The sequence below is a fragment of the Neorhizobium galegae genome (assembly GCF_017877055.1).
Classification (GTDB): Bacteria; Pseudomonadota; Alphaproteobacteria; order Rhizobiales; family Rhizobiaceae; genus Neorhizobium; species Neorhizobium galegae_D.
Genome location: NZ_JAGIPG010000004.1, coordinates 239513 through 255771 on the forward strand (window position 1 = coordinate 239513; position 16259 = coordinate 255771).

A 16259-nucleotide genomic window follows, 5' to 3' on the forward strand; every position below is an offset into this window, starting at 1 on the left:
GATCGAAGCAATCAACTCTGATTGCAGACGTGCGGGCAATCACCAACGGAAACTTTTGAAACGCGTGCGGCGAGCTTAGCTGTCTGCGACAGGTCTGCCGTTCTCGAACAAACGGTCGAAACGCCCCACCCTGCGGCAGGTGACGTAGCTCGAGTCAACTATCGAGCGACCATCTGAGGTGCTGTGTTCAGCCGTCGTCGAATCATTCAGGCAATCGCGTTACAAATGATCTCAACTTAACCAAGCTTTACGTCGTCGCATCCAAGGGTACGGGATCCCCCTCTGGTGCGGGCTGAGGGGCGTCGTCAGGCTTGCCGTCTTCGTCTTCCAACCCGAGTTGTTGAAGGATAACCTCTTTGATTTGCTGTTCGATCGCCTCTCGATCCTTTTGGCTCATTGCCGCCAGCTTGTCTTCATTAAGCTCCCGATCTTTCAGGAAGAAATAGCGGATACGTTCGGCCGGCGTCATCTTGGACACCTTCAGAAACTCGTCACCCGCATCGGGTTTCTCGTCTTTACTGAGAGCGGTGCGGTTAGGCTTTTGGTCCAACACAACGCCGTTGCTCTCCATCGACCACAGCGCATCCGCAAGCTTCGAGCCATATCGTGGATCAAGAGAGACGGAGGGGAGATTTCCACCTGCTTTTCCTTGCTGTGCTTCCCGGGCTATATCTTGTCCCGACAAGCGGGAGGTAGACTGCAGAAGTAGCGGGATCCTGGGGTTACCTGCAACGATCATCGTATTGATTCCCTTGAGTTGTTCTGCTCCTGAACATCGCATCGGCGGCTTGCTCGGGGCTGATCGTTTCGTCGACTGACTTGATGACAACGTGCGCGAGCATGCCATGGAGGCGGAGCGATCGCATTGTCGACGGCGGCAATTTTCCGTTCGGCGGTTCACGGTCGATGGTAACCATGCTCGCTTCCCGCTGAGCGCTCTTCAACCGATTGTGCTTATCGGGTGTTAAGCCAAGCATCGACTGGCTGTGAGCCCTTTCCGACAGCAATCAAAGCGTGATTCGAGGCTATCGGACGCCGTGAAGTCCGACGTCCGAAGAAGGCGGAGGATCAAATCAGGCGTTGAAGCCGGCGTCTACATTGAGAACTGCGCCGGTAATCAGACTTGCAGCGGGACCCGCCAGGAAGGCGACTGCGCCGGCGACTTCACGCGGCTCACCAAACCGACCAAGCGACGTGAGGCTCCGCTGATAATCGGCATTCTCGCCATTGGCCGGGTTCATCTCCGTGTCGGTTGATCCCGGCAGAACGAGATTCACGGTAATACCTTGAGGGCCGAGTTCGCGCGAAAGGCCGCGTGTGAACGACAGAAGCGCCGATTTCGACATGGCATAGGCCGTAACGCCCGGGAAAGGCACACGTTCAGCCAGAGAGGAACCGATCGAGATGATCCGGCCGCCGGATGAGAGATGCGGGATTGCTGCCTGTGCAAAAAGGACGGGCGCGCGAACGTTGACATCAAGCATGGCCTGCAGATCGGCGAGCGCCAAATCCGCGGTCATGCCGGCGGTTCCGATGCCCGCACTATTGACCAGAATATCAAGCCCCCCGAGTGTGTCGACCGTCTGGCTGACGGCGCGACCGATGGCCTCCGGGTCGGCACTGTCGGCCCGGATGGCAAGCCCGCGCCGGCCTTTCTCCTCGATAGTCTGAACCACGGACGCAGCCCTGTCCGCTGAGCGCTGATAGGTGAGCGCGACATCCGCGCCATTCTCGGCGAGCGCAATCGCGATCGCAGCCCCTATTCCCCGTGAACCACCGTTCACCAGGGCGCGCTTTCCAAGCAAATCCATGATCGTTTCCTTTTGTGCAGTGATCGATGCATAAATCGGTAAGCCCATTGCAAAGCGCCGTCAACTAATTTATGCAGTGATCGATGCATAATAAAGCTCCAACCCCTCCGGATCTCCCAATGCCGACACGCCCCACACGCGGTCGGCCGCGGGAATTTGATCGCCTGGCCGCGCTAGCAGCCGCGACAAGACTGTTCTGGATCAGGGGATACGAGGCCACCTCGATCGCCGATCTGACGGACGCAATGGGGATCGGAACAAAGAGCCTCTATGCGGCCTTTGGCTCGAAGGACGCGCTCTACGCGGAAGCGCTCCAATACTATTACACGACCTACGAGGGGTTGGTCTGGACGCGCTTCAGGGCTGCTTCGACCGCGAGAGAGGCGGCGCTGGCATTTCTTCAGGATTCCGCGATCGCCATGACGGGTGGAGATTGCGATCTGCCGCATGGGTGCATGGCGACGCTCGCGACCGTGGGCAGCGAAGGACATTCCGAACTCGGCGAACTCATGCGAACGACCCGTGCGGGTGGTTTCGATCTCCTCAAGGCCCGCTTCGACAAAGCAAAGGGCGATGGGGACCTCCAGGCCACGGCAGACACGACCAAACTGGCGAGGTTCGTGCAGACAGTCCAAAGCGGCATGGCGATCCGCGCCCGTGATGGAGCAGATCGCGCTGAACTCGAAGCCGTCGCGGAAATCGCCCTGGCCGGTTGGGACAATATCACTGCCAACATCTATCACAGCATGCAGAGCAAGGCCTGACCCTTTGCAGTGAAGGCCAATCAGAACGGTGGCGGGCTTCAAGGCTCCTCCCTTATGGGGAGCGGGACGAGCTTTCTGCGAAGCGGCTCGGCGAGCAGCCGACGGCGCGTGTGAACGCGGTGCTGAACGCGCTCGCCGACTTGTAACCAATCGAAAAGGCGATTTCCTCCATCCTTGCCGTTCCAGACTTGAGCGCCTCCTTGGCAAGCGCCATGCGCCATCGCAACAGGTACGAGATCGGACCGATCCCGACGATGGCACGAAAGCGCGTGGCGAAGGCGGACCGCGAGACACCGCAAAGCCTCGCCAGGGACTCGACCGTCCATTCTCGCCCGACATTCTCGTGCATGGCACGAATTGCTTTCGCCGCAACGGGGTCTCGAAGGCCGGCAAGCAGGCCGCTGCTGGCGGGGTCGACAGTTTGTTCCGGAAGACCCGATGCAGGCATCCTGAGAATTTCGACCAGCGCCAGCTCGACGAGACGGACGATGATGAACTCGCTGGCCGGTCCAGGGTCGCGGCCTTCGGATTCCATCAGTGTGAGCAGGTTGTGAAGCCGGTGGAGTTTGGGCGAACGAGAGGGGATCTGAACGATGGGCGGGAGAAGCCCCGTCAGGAGATCCTCGTTGGCTGTCGAAAACAGAAATTTGCCCATGTGAAGCGAAATCGGTCTTTCCTGACCGGAGCCCAGCTTCAACCGTCCCTCCTGTTTGGCGGCCACCGCCGCGACGCTGTCCAATGGCTCTACTTCCCTATTTGAGGTCAGCGTAAAGGAAAGCGTTGTCCGCAGCAGCACGAAGTCGCCCTTTTCCAGCGACAGCGGATCGCAACCAGGTCGTATCAACTGGCAAGTGCCGTCTTCTATCCAGCAAAACAACAGGTCTCCCAGCGCTGGAAAGTTCAGGCCCCAGTCACCGGCGGCGTCCATGCCGCGACCCAGAAGAGCGGCACGCGGCCGCAGCAGTCGGATAATATCAAGGAAGGGGTCCATTCTTGGGCTTTAGATAAAGTATTCTGGGGTTTGCATTATGGAACGTGCAGACACGATTGCATAATTTGCCGGGAAGACTGAACGAGGCTGTGGCCCCCATTACCGGAGAATTATGATGATTAAAGTCACCACCGCTGATATTGACCGCTTTCTTGCCGAAGACGATAACCAGCCTATCGTCATGCTCAATCTGCTTCGGTTCAAGGCAGATGGGGGGTGCCAGCGCTATCTCGACTACCTCGCCATGGCGGGACCGATCGTCGCCCGGTATGGCGCTGAAATCCTCTTCGCGGGCGACGGCGCGCCAACGCTGTGCGCCGAACCCGGTCAATCCTGGGACGCGGTGGCGCTGGTGCGCTACCCGAAACGGAAATCCTTCGTAGACATGATCGCCGACCCTGCCTACGCCGTTGCCGATCCGATTCGGATGTCGGCTCTGGAAGAAGCAGTGCTGCAACCAATCAGCATCATGAGGCTATGAGGGCGGAGGCACTCCCGCAATTTGAAAGGCTGTAGGAACGTGCCGCTCTTCGGTTACGCGATTGTGCACAAGAATCGGCAATGTTTACCCTTTCTAAGTCCCGCATGCCTTGCCGTTTAGGAATGGCTTTACAGCAGATCTTCGATGCGAATTGGCAGATGCCGGATCCGTCTGCCGGTCGCATTATAGACCGCATTGACTACGGCTGCGGTCGCTCCGACCATAGCGACTTCTCCCAGACCCTTGACGCCCGATGGGTTGAGCTTGAAGTCCGGTTGGTCGATGAAATCGACATCGATGGCGCCTATGTCGGCGTTGACTGGTACGACATATTCGGCAAGATCGTTGTTGAGCACACCGCCGAAGCGAGGGTCTGTTTCACCGACCTCGCGGAGTGCCGCGCCAATGCCCCAGATCACACCGCCCCTGACCTGGCTTTCTGCCGTGCGCCGGTTCATGACCCGGCCGCAGTCGGCAACGCTGACGACGCGTTTGACGCGCACGCGCCCGGTTGACGCCTCCAAGTGAACTTCAGCAAAATGGGCGATCCAGCTGAACGCCATAAATTCGGGATATTCAGGCCCGGTAGTGGACGGAATGCCTCTGCGCAATTGCTCGATCACCTGTGCGTCCTTGCCGAGCGGGATCGTATTAACTGTGACCTCCAGGACGGGACGGCGGGTCCGGGCAAGCTGGAGATGAATCGGTTCTTCCGACAATGCGCTGCCGGTCAGAAGGTTAAGCTCTTCGCGCAGTTTCACGGCGGCGCTTCGCGCTGCTGGCGCAGCGCTGCCCGTCCCCCATGAACCGGCGGTTACATGCTGAGGCGCATGTCCGGTGTCGCCGATGCGGATATCCAGTTTCTCTGGATCGACGCCGAGAACATCAATGAGCTCTGCTGCAATAACGCTGCGGATGCCTTGTCCCATCTCGTGACCGGACGTTGCGATTTCGCATCTTCCGCTTGCGAAAAGACGAAGCGTTGTCACAGCGGGCGTCATCGACCCCTTGTAACTCCCGCATGCGACGCCAAGACCTATGAGGTCGCCATTCTCCGCGACCAACGCGCCCGGCTCGCGCGAACGTCGGTTCCAGTCAAACAATTCCGCGCCGCGCCTCAAACAGTCCGCGAGATGGCGCGATGAGAATGGTTTGCCTGTGATCGGATCCCTTTGAGCGTCGTTTGCAATACGGAGCTCAACGGGATCCATTCCGACAGCCTCGGCAAGCTCATCCATCGCGCATTCGGTCGCATAGCTCGAGGGATGTTCATGGGGCGCGCGCTGATGGCCGGGGGTCTGGGTATCGACCCGGACGATGCGGTCACTTCCCAGCCAGGCACCATAGCCATACATGCGCGGAGGATTGGCGCCGTGCTCACACCCAAATCCATCATACCGGCTGTTCTGCTGGACCGTTTCATAAAGCCCTGCGAGCAAGCGCCCTTGTTCGTCTGCACCGAGCCGAACGCGGTGGCGGCTTCTTGGGCGATAGGATGCGGTATGGAACAGCTGACCGCGGGGCATTACGAGTTTCACGGGACGGCGCAGTAGAATGGCGGCGCTTGCAACAAGCACACTTTGCTCCTGAATGCCGTTCTTTTGTCCGAAACCTCCGCCGGTGTAGGGGCTAACGCCACGCAGGCGGGTTGGGTCCATTCCCATCATGCCGGCAAGGCCGCCAGCGAAAGCCGACGCCGCCTGCGTTCCCTCATAAATCCTGAGCTCGCCATCCTCGAACGCGGCGGTCGTCGAAATGAGTTCAATAGGGTTGTGATGCTGTTGGGGATGCAGATACTCGACATCGATACGATGACTGGCTGTAGCGAAGGCAGTCTCCGCATCACCGGACGAGAGCTGGCTCTCGGGCTCCGGCTCGCGGCTCGCACGGTCGTCTTCCATCGCTGCGCTGAACGCCTCTTCGGCATAACGCACCTTGACGGCTTCAGCGCCTTCTATCGCCGCCTCCAGCGTCTCGGCGACGACGAGAGCGACCGGCTCTCCGCGATGACGGACGATCGGGCCAGTCATCGGCTGATAACCCTTACTAGGTCGGCCATAGGCGCCACGGGCTGCAGGGGTTGTCTTGATCTGCGAGAAATCGTCATGTGTGAAAATGCGAACGACGCCTCGCACATTCGTTGCGGCAGTCAGGTCAATCGCTTCAATACGTCCCTTGGCGATTGTCGCTGGAACCGTCATCCCATGAAGCAGACCGGCGATCGGCTGGTCTGCCGCGTATAGTGCTCGACCCAGCACCTTTTCATAAGCATCGACCCGAGGGCGGTCAGCAGTCTGTTCCTGCGTCATTGCATCTTCCTTCCAGCTGTCATGATGGCATCGGCAAGGGTGCGAGCGCCAAGTTCAATCTTGAATGCGTTGTGCTTGCCGGCTCGGGCATCGGCGAATGCCGCTCTGCCGGCAGCCAACGCAATCTCCGCGTCGATCGCTCGACCATTCAAAAGCGACTCCGCCTCGCGCGCGCGCCAAGGCCGGGTGGCAACGCCGCCAAGAGCAATATGCGCCCGTCGCACGTGATCCCCATCCATCGCTAGCGCCACGGCGGCCGAGGCCAGGGCAAAAGCATAGGATTCTCGGTCGCGCACTTTGAGGTAGGTTGAGCGTCGGCCGGCCTCTGTCTTCGGAACAGATATCCCGGTTACAATCTCGCCGGGCATAATCGCGAACTCGAAATGGGGCGTTTTACCGGGCAATAGGTAAAACTCGGCAATGGGGATCGTGCGTTCTCCGGTTGGCCCCTGAAGTTGGATCCTTGCGTCCATCGCCGTCAGTGCGACGGGCCAGTCACCGGGTGACACGGCCGTACAAGCATCGCTGACGCCCAGCACGGCCTGCGTGCGGTCAAGCCCGCCGATCGCCGCGCATCCGGAACCTGGCTCCCGCTTGTTGCAGGGATAGGCGCCGATTGTTCCGTTCCGAAAATAGGGACACCGCGTTCGCTGCAGCAGGTTACCGCCGACAGTTGCCATGTTGCGAAGCTGTTGAGAGGCGGCTTTCGAGAGGCTCTCGGCCAATACCGGGTAGTCGCGGCGGACGACTTCATCTTCGGCAACGTCGGCCATAAGCGCTCCAGCACCAAAGAACAGAACGTCGCCGCCCGTATCGATCCGGTCGGCTCCCTCGAGCGATGCGATGTCGATCAGGTGATGAGGGCGCTCGACACCAAGTTTCATCAGGTCGTAGAGAGTGGTGCCGCCGGAGATGTAACAGGCCCCTTCGCCTGCCGCTGCAAATGCTTCGGTCGCTTCGCGAACAGTTTTGGCGCGGATATAGGATAGCGATCTCATGTTTCAGCCCCGCTCGATTTGGGGAGCTGCCTGTTCGATCGCAGCCACAATGCCGACATAGGCTCCGCACCGACAGATATTGCCGCTCATATATTCTCTGATTTCCTCTGGCGTCGACGCATGGCCTTCCTTGACGCAGGCGATTGCCGCCATGATCTGGCCGGGCGTGCAGTAGCCGCACTGCAAAGCGTCATGGTCAATGAACGCCTGTTGCATCGGATGCAGAGTGTCCGCGCTACCGACACCTTCGATGGTTGTAACATCGCGGCCATCGATTTTGGCGGCAAGCGTCAGACAGGAAGCGACCCTGCGCCCGTCGATGTGAACAGTACAGGCGCCGCACTGACCGTGGTCGCAGCCCTTTTTTGCGCCGACGAGACCCAGTCGTTCGCGCAACATATCAAGCAAGGACGCTCGTGCATCGATTTCCAGCACACTTGGCTGGCCGTTGATCTGAAACCTGACCTGGACAGTCACGCCGTTCTCTGGCGCAAGCTGCGAACTCGACGCTTGTGCCTGCGCCGCCACTGGCAGCATTCCAGACACTGCAACGATCGTTCCGGCCTCTAAAACCTGTCGCCGGGTGATCTCGAGAAACTGCCTATCATGCGGGTCTGACATCTGGATTTCGTCTCCTGTTGGATTGCAACAATGCTGGGCGTCATCCGTTTCGGCATGAAGCTTGGAAATCGCATATTTCTTTCAACGTAAGTCAGGCCAGGCGGAAAGATTAGCCGCGAAATCCAGCGCGGACTGATTAGTTACACTTAGCAATGGCATTAGAGGTAGGCACAGCGGCCGCAGCAGGGCTTGCGGCTTTCGCGTTCCGCTCAGGATCCAATCGAGAACCCAGCGTTCATTGCGCTGTTCAGCAACGGCAAGCGCTGCGTCGGCGTACCCGACAACGCGAGGATCGCGTTGGCAACCGCTGGCGCGATTGGTGCCACTCCCGGCTCACCCATTCCAGTCGGCTTGTTGTCAGACGCGACGATATAGGTTTCGACAGCGGGCATCTCGTTCATCCGCAAGACTGGGTACCGATCAAAATTCGTCTCTTGCACAAGTCCCTCCTTGAGCGTGACCGCACCGTACAAGGCGGCTGACAGCCCAAAGCCGATACTTCCTTCGATCTGTGCGGCGATCTGATCGGGCGCAACCGCAATTCCACAATCGACAACGGCAACCACGCGACGCACGATTGGCCGGCCATCGAGCAATCGGACTTCGGCGACCTGGCCGACGATCGTTCCGAATGCTTGGTGAATCGCCAGTCCCCGTGCCCAACCCGCTTCGAGTGGGGTATCCCAGCCTGCCCTGGCGCAAAGCTCATCAAGTACCGCCAGCCGGCGCGTGTCGCCGGCCTTCTGATATAAAAAGCGGCGATAGGATACCGGATCCTTGCCGGCCCGGCGCGCAAGCTGATCCACGACGTGCTCCATCACCATGGCGGTATGCGAATTGCCGACCGAACGCCAGAACCCGACGATGACCGGAAACGCTGGGGTAAAAATCTTGCCGTCGACAGTCGCTGCGGTCGAAAGATTGGGCGAGTCTGCGATCCCCTCAGTCGCCGTGAAATTGGGGGCGAGAGGAAGCAGGTTTTGGCAAACGGAATGGAAGCGCCAACGCTCCGGAAACCCGTCCGAACCCACCTGGACCCAAACCCGATGATGCGACATCGGTCGGAAATAGCCCGACCTCATGTCATCCTCACGGCTCCAGATCAACTTGACCGAACGACCCTCGACGCGCTTTGCAATCCGCACGCATTCGACGAGATAGTCAGAACTCATCGCACCGCGGCGACCGAACGAACCGCCGGCAGGGATCACCTCGATGTCGACCCGGCCCGGAACGGTCCGCGCGGTAAGGGCCGCCTGAACCTGATCGACCGTCGCCAGATGAGCGCCCGATGTGATCGCAACATCCCAGCCATCGACTTTCGCCACGCAATCGAGCGTTTCCATCGGGGCATGTGCCAGATAGGGGAAATCGAATGCAAACTCCACGACGTCGCCGTCGAAAGGTGCCTCGGGCGATTGACCCGTCGACTGGAAACTGCCGGGCTCCACATCGGTGCGGCCGGCTGCGATGTCGTGGAAATAGGCCACAAGATCGGGAGAGGAACGCATCTCAGCTTCGTTATCGTCCCATTCAATACGCAATGCGTCGCGCCCCCGCTTAGCGGCAAACGTCGTCTCCGCGAGTACGGCCACACCCGTCTCGATGGCGAACACATGGCTGACGCCCTTCACCTTCAATGCATCAGATGCATCGAATCGCAGCAGCTTTCCGCCAAAGCGCGGACTATGGGCGACCATCGCAACGAGCAAGTCTGGGCGCTGGATGTCCTGCGTATAGATTTGCGTCCCGGTGCTCTTAGCAAGGCTGTCCTTGCGCCGCACGCGGTCGGTGCCGACCAGCCGATAGTCTTGCCGCCGTTTTAGTACCGGCGTTTGGGGCGGGGTCTGCCGGGACGCGTCGGCCAGGAGCTCAGCGAAGGTCGCCGTTCGATTGGAGCCAGGATGGGATAGGACACCGTCGCGGACAACGACACCACTGCTTTGCATGCCCCAGCGAGCCGCCGCCGCCTCGACGAACATGGTGCGCGCCGCAGCACCCGCATTGCGCATCAGATCCCAGTTCGAAGCAATCGAATTTGAACCGGCTGTCATTTGCACACCGTAGGCGCGGAAGTTGCTGCGCGCGTCAACGACACGCACCTTATTCCAGTCCGCGTCGAGCTCTTCCGCGACGATTGCGGCGAGCCCTGCGTGGATGCCTTGGCCGAGTTCCTGTTGTTTGTTGACGATCGTCACCCAGCCGTCATCGGTGATGCGGATAAATGGTCCGAAGGCGCTTGGCTCCGGGTCGTCGCCGCCGCCTTGCAGGATGGCGCCGATAGCTTGCATCGGGTTGGTTGCGGCATAGCCGACCACGAGCGCACCACCGATCATCGATCCACCGAGGATCAAGCGTCGGCGGGTCACTCGAAATCGTGGCTTCCTGTCTGGGGAGTCGGTCACGGACATTCTCCTGTTGCCATCCTGCTCTCACTTGAGCCTGCTGACTATGGGCACGCTGCGCCGGTATCGAGCCAAGCCTTGATCAATGATCCGAACGCTTCCTGAGTGCCGGGCGCGGGCCTGCGGTTTGCGCCCGGATGCCAGGCCCAGCCAACGAGCTCGTCTTGCGCCATGTGATGAAGCAGCTCCTCACGGGTCATGTGCGAACGTGCCGGATCCAGAAGCTGCCTGCAGATGTCGCCGAGCGTCTTGCCCTGCCAGGCCATCTCGATCGGAGCGAGCCTCCATTTGGCGTTTCCCGGCACACCGGACGCCTCGAAGTTTTCGGCCTGATGGCATGTTGAGCAGCGAAGCGTCGGTGCGCCACGGCCATCGGCGCCACGTGTAACCCAGGGGGTATGCGGGCGCATCGCTTCTGTCTGGGTAGGACGGTCAGTGCGCGGATGGCAGTTCATGCAGCGTGGATGCTCGATCACACGGCCGGCTTCTTCGAATAGCGCCACAGACCGCACGGTCGGATCGGCAATCTCATCGAAGTCTGACACCTGACGCAAACGATCGAGTTCGGCGGGCTGCAGTCTGTCTTCAATCATTTGGGTCTGCGGCATGGTTCGGGGATAAAGGGCGTAGCCAAGGCCCGCGGCGGCGGCGACAAAAATCATCCCGAATATCGACGCAAACGCGATTTTGACCCGATGACGCCATCTTCCCTTTTTAGACGGGTGTCGTGTCATGTCGACGTACCGAGCTTTGCTGCCGCATCGTGGATGGCCGCACGAATTCGGGTATAAGTGGCGCATCGACAGAGATTGCCGCTCATTGCAAGGTCGATATCCTGATCCGTAGGTTGTTTGATGTTCCGCAGCAGTGCAATCGCGCTCATGATCTGCCCCGATTGGCAAAACCCACATTGCGGCACATCGTGCTTAACCCAGGCGTCGCGCAGGGCAACTGCTTCGGCGCCGTCCATGCCTTCGATCGTGACGATTTGCGCCGAGACGGCCGCTCGCACCGCGATCGAACAGGATCGAGCCGGCCTCCCGTCGAGGTGGACGGTGCAGGCGCCGCACTGAGCTGCGCCGCAGCCGTATTTGGTACCCGTCAGTGACAAAGAATCGCGAAGCACCCACAGAAGCGGGGTTTCACCGTCTTCGTCAACATCATGGAATCGGCCATTGACCGAAAGCGTGTAAGACATGGACTAAATCCCTTTGATAACGACAAATTAGGATCGCGCGACTTGATCGGATATACCCGATCCGACAAAAAACATGCCTGATCCTCTAGGCGGCTATAGCGTTAGGCCACTGGCGATTTTGGGACCCCATGTATTGGCGGCGAACATCCAGATGACGAAGGCAATGAAAGCGCTCGCGGCCACGAACAAGGCCGATACTGAGAGGTCGGCGCTCCCGGTACGCTTTTGCCGACCTGCGCGGATGACGAATTCTGCGACAATCAAGTTCGAGATGTAGAAAAAGAAAACCATGAGGGCGTCGAGCCAGTCGCTGAATTCCGCCATTGGGCCCGGCCGTGCGTGGAGATAGGACATGGTTGCGCTCAGCACCATGAGAGCGCCGTAGAGGTCGAACCCGACATCCATCAAAGTGCCGCCGATGGTGCCCTGTCCAACGATGAAAGCCAAACCTCCTGCACCAGCTGCCGCGGCCGAGCTTGAGGAAGTTCACCCAGTGTGGCCTGGAGCAGAATTCGCTGGCCAGACGTATAAGGCTACAGCACCGCGCAAACCCGGACCGTTCTTTACCATCTTCGGTGACCGGTCCCGAAACCAGAATGTGACTGTCACGACGGTGGTGCCCGGGCGCACGGTCTCGTCCAGGAATTTCGATAATCTGGGCATAGCGCTGGTCATCAGATAGCACGTGACGGCATCGGCATCTGCCAGATCGCATTTATAAAAGTTCTTTCCCACTACCGAGACGTTAGGGAGGTGTCTGGTCCGCAGCCTGGCGACGAAGCACGGGAAAGGCGAGATCTCCACGCCCCTCACATGGGCGTCTGGAAAAGCTTTGGTGAGCGCGATCAGAAGCGAGCCCCATCCACATCCCAGATCGTAAATCACAGCCGAGCGAGAAAGGTTCGCATCGCGCAAGAGAGCAACAACATCGGCCGCTTCCGCTTCCGCCAGCGGCCATGAGGGCACTCTCGTCAATGCGTGGAAGAACAACAGCGAAAGGCAGACCAACGAAACAGCGGCAAGCAGAACGACGGAAAATGCTTGATGCATGTGCGATCTCTCGGATTTAGCTTGGCCGGGTGCTGAAGGACCGCGTCGGGCTGTGATGGCATGTCTAATGCGTGCCGGATTCCGCCGGAACAAGAATAGCCATGCAGGTCTAGCCGCTGCTGGCTAGGATGGATTTTTCTGACCTTCGAACAACAAATCCTGATGTACCGGTTCGAGTGCCCTGCGCGGTCTTCGTCGACTGATACGATAGACGGCTGCAGGTGGAATATTGGCGAGGGTCCAGCCGATATACGTTGCCTTCAGGCCCAGACGGTCAAGCAAAGGTCTGGCGATCGGGCATCGTGGCCCGTAAGTGAATTGATAGAATGCTCCACCAGGGCGAAGATGCGAGAATGCCCCCTCCAGGATAGCATGCACCTTGCGCAACGGCATCGATAGAAGAGGAAGGCCACTGACGACAGCACCCACAGGCGCTGAGGCGCGAAGCGGCAACTTGCGCAACTGAGCAGCATCCATCTGGACGGTCTTTGCGGTTGGGAAGCGATCGCTGAGTTGGTTCGCAAACTCCACACCGTACTCGATCAGCACGAGGTTTTCTTCAGCAACACCTTGCTGCAGCAATGCTTCCGTAAAAACGCCGGTTCCAGGACCCAACTCGATGACTGTGCCCGTCTCCGCCGATATCTCGGCGGTCATAAGAGAAGACAACGCACGCCCTGATGGTGTGACGGAGGCGACGCGAAGGGGCGCGGAAAGCCACGCTCGAAAAAACAAAAACGCATCAGCAGTTTTACTTGTCATCGCGGGCTGGCTCCCGGGTTGAGGCGCATCGAATATCGTCGCTGAAGCCGCCACACGAAGGCTGTGAGTACTTCCGCGACAACAAGCAGGACCAGTATCTTTAGCGCGAGCGCGGACGAATTGATGCCAGGAATGGCCAGCACAGCCAGGTAGCCGCCGGCGATGAAAAAGCCGTTCCAAAGAGCGATGCCGACTGCTACTCCAAATACAAACCGCAGCGTATTCGTGCCTAAAAGCCCAGCCGCTATGGGCGAGATCAACCGCACGGTGGGAATGAGTTGCGACAGGATCGTAAGCGCTCCTTCCCGGGCACGCAGCGAGGACAATATCCAGTCGATACGTGACTGCGATAGACCCACCCGTCTGCCGACCCAGTAGAGAAGCTTAACCGACCTTTTTCTTCCGACAGCGCGTATAAGAAGATAGAGACCCAGGGCCCCCATAAAACTCCCGACCGTCGTCGCGATGACAGCGGTGTGGAGAGACCAGACGGCGCCATCGGCCGCGATACCTATGGCAACGAGAACACCATAAGAGGGCAGGGCAGGCAAGAAACGTTCCGCCAGCCCGATGGCAAACAGACCGAATATGCCATAGACCGCAATCCAGTCGACAAGGTTTCCGAGCGGGTCCATATCTCACCCCTCCCGTCTGATCGTTGTCGCGTCCAGACCGGCGAGCTCGCGAGGAGGAACCTGTGCATCGAACGATATTCCCGTCAGTTTTTCCGAAATCTCCCAAAGCTTATGTGCCACATGCTTCTCCATCGCCTGTCGCGGGGTCTGCGCTTCGGTCGGGTGTCCACGGGTCTCGCCGAGTTTATCCGGGCCATAATAGCCACCACCTCGGGCTTTTGGAGATGTAGCCGCAAACAGGGTCGGCAGCGCTCCTTGTGCAACAGGCTGGAACAGAAACCATAGGAAAGATCTGAGAAGGCCCTGAGCGCTGCGGCGACCGGGGCCGTTGTGAAGCAGATCCGTGCGCGATATCCCCGGATGCGCGGCGATACTCGTAATACCCCAGCCCGCTTCTTCGCTCCGCCGTTGGAGTTCGAGAGCAAACATCAGACATGCCAGCTTCGACTGACCGTAGACAGGCATGGGCTTATAGCTCCGCTCCGCTTGCAGATCGTCGAAGTTGATCGCGACGTTTGCGCCTCGCACGGCAATGCTGGAAAGCGTCACGACGCGTGGGGCGTTTGCCCGCATGAGCATCGGCAGGAGGTGGCCCGTCAGGGCGAAGTGGCCAAGGTAGTTCGTGCCGAATTGCAGTTCGAAACCGTTTTTGGTCGTCTGGCGCGTTGGTGGCGTCATCACGCCCGCGTTGTTGATGAGAACGTCGATGTGATTGCGCGTTTCGTTCAGTCTTTTCGCAAGCGCTTCGATTGAGGCGAGGTCGCCGAGGTCGACAATCTCCAGTGCGACCGATGCCTGGGGCGATCTTTCCTTGATGCGCCGGAGGGCTTCGGCACCCTTCGCCGGATTGCGCCCTGCGATGATCACGTCGCCGCCGGCCTGGGCCAGCGCAAGCGCGTCTTCGAAGCCCAAGCCACCGGTTCCGGTGATCAGGATCGTCCGGCCCTTTTGAGACGGCATGTCGTCAAGTGTCCACGGTTGTGACATTGTCAGTTCCTTCTGTTTCTGGTGGGGCAAGATGTCCGCCGAAGACGCATTGTTCGGGGCACGTCTTCGGCGGACAGAAGGTCGCCATGGGGTGAGGCGACCCTTCACGGATCCGGAGCGGGGCGGCTCCGGGTCCGAGCCTATTCGATGGCGTCGATCGGTTTGCTGAGGGGTGGCCTTGCCGCGACCTCGCGCGTTCGCTGCATCCAGGCCGGATATTCGGGAGCGATCCTGCTGACAGCTTCCAATTGGGCGACCTCATCCGCACTGAGCGTGATCTCTGACGCCCCGACGCTGTCGTCGAGCTGCGCGACCGTCTTCGTACCGACGATGACGCTTGCGACGTGCGGCTGATGCAGCAGCCATGCCAGCGCAATCCTTGCAACGCTGACACCTTTGTCGGCGCCAATGCGTTCCATCACATCGATCACGTCGTACGCTCGATCCATAGCGACCGGCGGAAAATCGAAAATGGTCCGGCGGCTACCTTCCTCGCCCTGCTTGTTGCGGCCGAATTTGCCGCTAAGCAGCCCGCCTGCAAGCGGGCTCCAAACCAGCAGACCGAGTTTTTCGGCCTTGATGAGCGGAACGATATCCCGCTCGATATCGCGACCTGCGAGCGTGTAGTAGTTTTGCGAGGTCACAATCTTCGCGATCTGAAGGCGCTCGCTATGGCCCAGCGCCCGCGCCATCTGCCAGGCCGACCAATTCGACACGCCGACATAACGAACCAGACCCTGCTGGACCAGCGCATCCAAGGCAGCAAGGCTTTCCTCGATAGGAGTTACGTTATCGACGTTATGAAGCTGGTAGAGATCGATATGATCGACCTGTAGTCGTCTCAGACTGGCTTTGACGCTATCGAAGATGTGGCCCCGGGAATTGCCGGCGTCGTTCGGCCCATGGCCCATGGGCCCGCAGACCTTGGTTGCGATGACCACGTCTTCTCGCCGGACACCGAGATTTTTAAGTGACTGGCCGACGATCTCTTCTGACGTGCCGCTCGAATAGATGTCCGCGGTATCGATAAAGTTGATCCCGTGCTCAAGTGCGCGGGCGATCAGAGCCTGAGCGTCGTCTTGCTGGACGTTACCCATATTGGCCCAGACCCCCTTGCCGCCGAAGGTCATTGTGCCAAGGCACAGCTCCGAGACGAAAAGGCCTGTATTTCCTAATGTATTGTATTTCATGACGAGGGTGCCCTGTAAGAGTATCCGGTTCCGAATCCGCTGCGGCGCATGTACGCC

18 protein-coding genes are annotated in these 16259 nt (G+C 59.4%); 2 read left to right on the forward strand and 16 right to left on the reverse strand.

Going from position 1 to position 16259, the window contains the following annotated elements; all coding sequences use genetic code 11:
- Window positions 1-247 precede the first annotated feature (247 nt).
- From J2857_RS24420 to J2857_RS24430, 3 genes are all read right to left on the reverse strand, one after another.
- The gene (locus tag J2857_RS24420) at window positions 248-739 is read right to left on the reverse strand and encodes a hypothetical protein (RefSeq protein ID WP_210012696.1); all 492 of its coding nucleotides are present in this window, start codon (window positions 737-739) and stop codon (window positions 248-250) included.
- The gene (locus tag J2857_RS24425) at window positions 723-917 is read right to left on the reverse strand and encodes a hypothetical protein (RefSeq protein WP_210012697.1); all 195 of its coding nucleotides are present in this window, start codon (window positions 915-917) and stop codon (window positions 723-725) included. Before J2857_RS24425 ends, J2857_RS24420 begins: the two co-directional genes overlap by 17 nt.
- Window positions 918-1073: 156 nt before the next feature.
- Window positions 1074-1814, reverse strand: a complete 741-nt coding sequence (locus J2857_RS24430) for an SDR family NAD(P)-dependent oxidoreductase (RefSeq protein ID WP_210013032.1) — start codon at window positions 1812-1814, stop codon at window positions 1074-1076.
- Window positions 1815-1930: 116 nt separating this feature from the next.
- Here J2857_RS24430 and J2857_RS24435 point away from each other — a divergent pair, with 116 nt between their 5' ends.
- A complete protein-coding gene (locus J2857_RS24435; protein WP_210012698.1) occupies window positions 1931-2575 on the forward strand; it encodes a TetR/AcrR family transcriptional regulator in 645 nt (214 codons plus the stop codon).
- A 52-nt stretch (window positions 2576-2627) separates the two neighbouring features.
- Here the strand turns inward: J2857_RS24435 and J2857_RS24440 are convergent, their stop codons facing one another.
- Entirely contained in the window at window positions 2628-3566 is a 939-nt protein-coding gene (locus J2857_RS24440; RefSeq protein WP_210012699.1) for an AraC family transcriptional regulator, read from the reverse strand.
- A gap of 112 nt (window positions 3567-3678) precedes the next feature.
- Between J2857_RS24440 and J2857_RS24445 the strand changes: the two genes are divergently transcribed.
- Window positions 3679-4047, forward strand: a complete 369-nt coding sequence (locus J2857_RS24445) for a DUF1330 domain-containing protein (RefSeq protein WP_245363795.1) — start codon at window positions 3679-3681, stop codon at window positions 4045-4047.
- Window positions 4048-4175: 128 nt separating this feature from the next.
- Here the strand turns inward: J2857_RS24445 and J2857_RS24450 are convergent, their stop codons facing one another.
- From J2857_RS24450 to J2857_RS24505, 12 genes are all read right to left on the reverse strand, one after another.
- Entirely contained in the window at window positions 4176-6356 is a 2181-nt protein-coding gene (locus J2857_RS24450; protein WP_210012700.1) for a xanthine dehydrogenase family protein molybdopterin-binding subunit, read from the reverse strand.
- Window positions 6353-7354 (reverse strand): FAD binding domain-containing protein, encoded by a 1002-nt coding sequence (locus J2857_RS24455; RefSeq protein ID WP_210012701.1) that lies wholly within the window; start codon window positions 7352-7354, stop codon window positions 6353-6355. The genes J2857_RS24450 and J2857_RS24455 overlap by 4 nt, the downstream gene beginning before the upstream one ends.
- A gap of 3 nt (window positions 7355-7357) precedes the next feature.
- Window positions 7358-7975 (reverse strand): (2Fe-2S)-binding protein, encoded by a 618-nt coding sequence (locus tag J2857_RS24460; protein WP_210012702.1) that lies wholly within the window; start codon window positions 7973-7975, stop codon window positions 7358-7360.
- A 209-nt stretch (window positions 7976-8184) separates the two neighbouring features.
- Window positions 8185-10380, reverse strand: a complete 2196-nt coding sequence (locus tag J2857_RS24465) for a xanthine dehydrogenase family protein molybdopterin-binding subunit (protein WP_210012703.1) — start codon at window positions 10378-10380, stop codon at window positions 8185-8187.
- Window positions 10381-10424: 44 nt separating this feature from the next.
- A complete protein-coding gene (locus J2857_RS24470; protein WP_245363797.1) occupies window positions 10425-11042 on the reverse strand; it encodes an Isoquinoline 1-oxidoreductase subunit in 618 nt (205 codons plus the stop codon).
- 68 nt (window positions 11043-11110) lie between these two features.
- Window positions 11111-11578 (reverse strand): (2Fe-2S)-binding protein, encoded by a 468-nt coding sequence (locus J2857_RS24475; RefSeq protein WP_210012705.1) that lies wholly within the window; start codon window positions 11576-11578, stop codon window positions 11111-11113.
- Between the two features lie 93 nt (window positions 11579-11671).
- The gene (locus J2857_RS24480; protein ID WP_210012706.1) at window positions 11672-12025 is read right to left on the reverse strand and encodes a hypothetical protein; all 354 of its coding nucleotides are present in this window, start codon (window positions 12023-12025) and stop codon (window positions 11672-11674) included.
- 39 nt (window positions 12026-12064) lie between these two features.
- A complete protein-coding gene (locus tag J2857_RS24485; RefSeq protein ID WP_210012707.1) occupies window positions 12065-12628 on the reverse strand; it encodes a class I SAM-dependent methyltransferase in 564 nt (187 codons plus the stop codon).
- 123 nt (window positions 12629-12751) lie between these two features.
- Complete coding sequence (locus tag J2857_RS24490) at window positions 12752-13390, reverse strand: class I SAM-dependent methyltransferase (RefSeq protein ID WP_210012708.1); 639 nt, start codon at window positions 13388-13390, stop codon at window positions 12752-12754.
- A complete protein-coding gene (locus tag J2857_RS24495; RefSeq protein WP_210012709.1) occupies window positions 13387-14025 on the reverse strand; it encodes a DedA family protein in 639 nt (212 codons plus the stop codon). The genes J2857_RS24490 and J2857_RS24495 overlap by 4 nt, the downstream gene beginning before the upstream one ends.
- A gap of 3 nt (window positions 14026-14028) precedes the next feature.
- Window positions 14029-15012 carry an oxidoreductase gene (locus J2857_RS24500; RefSeq protein ID WP_210013034.1) on the reverse strand — a complete coding sequence of 328 codons (984 nt, stop codon included), beginning with the start codon at window positions 15010-15012 and terminating at the stop codon, window positions 14029-14031.
- A 140-nt stretch (window positions 15013-15152) separates the two neighbouring features.
- Window positions 15153-16202, reverse strand: coding sequence for an aldo/keto reductase (locus J2857_RS24505; RefSeq protein WP_210013035.1), 1050 nt, complete (start codon window positions 16200-16202; stop codon window positions 15153-15155).
- Between the last annotated feature and the right edge of the window lie 57 nt (window positions 16203-16259).

What these genes read in the sequence shown, in the direction of transcription:
- J2857_RS24420 (WP_210012696.1), bottom strand. Translation starts at nt 739, where the DNA reads ATGATCGTTGCAGGTAACCCCAGGATCCCGCTACTTCTGCAGTCTACC.
- J2857_RS24425 (WP_210012697.1), bottom strand. Translation starts at nt 917, where the DNA reads ATGGTTACCATCGACCGTGAACCGCCGAACGGAAAATTGCCGCCGTCG.
- J2857_RS24435 (WP_210012698.1), top strand. Translation starts at nt 1,931, where the DNA reads ATGCCGACACGCCCCACACGCGGTCGGCCGCGGGAATTTGATCGCCTG.
- J2857_RS24440 (WP_210012699.1), bottom strand. Translation starts at nt 3,566, where the DNA reads ATGGACCCCTTCCTTGATATTATCCGACTGCTGCGGCCGCGTGCCGCT.
- J2857_RS24445 (WP_245363795.1), top strand. Translation starts at nt 3,679, where the DNA reads ATGATGATTAAAGTCACCACCGCTGATATTGACCGCTTTCTTGCCGAA.
- J2857_RS24450 (WP_210012700.1), bottom strand. Translation starts at nt 6,356, where the DNA reads ATGACGCAGGAACAGACTGCTGACCGCCCTCGGGTCGATGCTTATGAA.
- J2857_RS24455 (WP_210012701.1), bottom strand. Translation starts at nt 7,354, where the DNA reads ATGAGATCGCTATCCTATATCCGCGCCAAAACTGTTCGCGAAGCGACC.
- J2857_RS24460 (WP_210012702.1), bottom strand. Translation starts at nt 7,975, where the DNA reads ATGTCAGACCCGCATGATAGGCAGTTTCTCGAGATCACCCGGCGACAG.
- J2857_RS24470 (WP_245363797.1), bottom strand. Translation starts at nt 11,042, where the DNA reads ATGATTTTTGTCGCCGCCGCCGCGGGCCTTGGCTACGCCCTTTATCCC.
- J2857_RS24475 (WP_210012705.1), bottom strand. Translation starts at nt 11,578, where the DNA reads ATGTCTTACACGCTTTCGGTCAATGGCCGATTCCATGATGTTGACGAA.
- J2857_RS24485 (WP_210012707.1), bottom strand. Translation starts at nt 12,628, where the DNA reads ATGCATCAAGCATTTTCCGTCGTTCTGCTTGCCGCTGTTTCGTTGGTC.
- J2857_RS24490 (WP_210012708.1), bottom strand. Translation starts at nt 13,390, where the DNA reads ATGACAAGTAAAACTGCTGATGCGTTTTTGTTTTTTCGAGCGTGGCTT.
- J2857_RS24495 (WP_210012709.1), bottom strand. Translation starts at nt 14,025, where the DNA reads ATGGACCCGCTCGGAAACCTTGTCGACTGGATTGCGGTCTATGGCATA.
- J2857_RS24500 (WP_210013034.1), bottom strand. Translation starts at nt 15,012, where the DNA reads ATGTCACAACCGTGGACACTTGACGACATGCCGTCTCAAAAGGGCCGG.
- J2857_RS24505 (WP_210013035.1), bottom strand. Translation starts at nt 16,202, where the DNA reads ATGAAATACAATACATTAGGAAATACAGGCCTTTTCGTCTCGGAGCTG.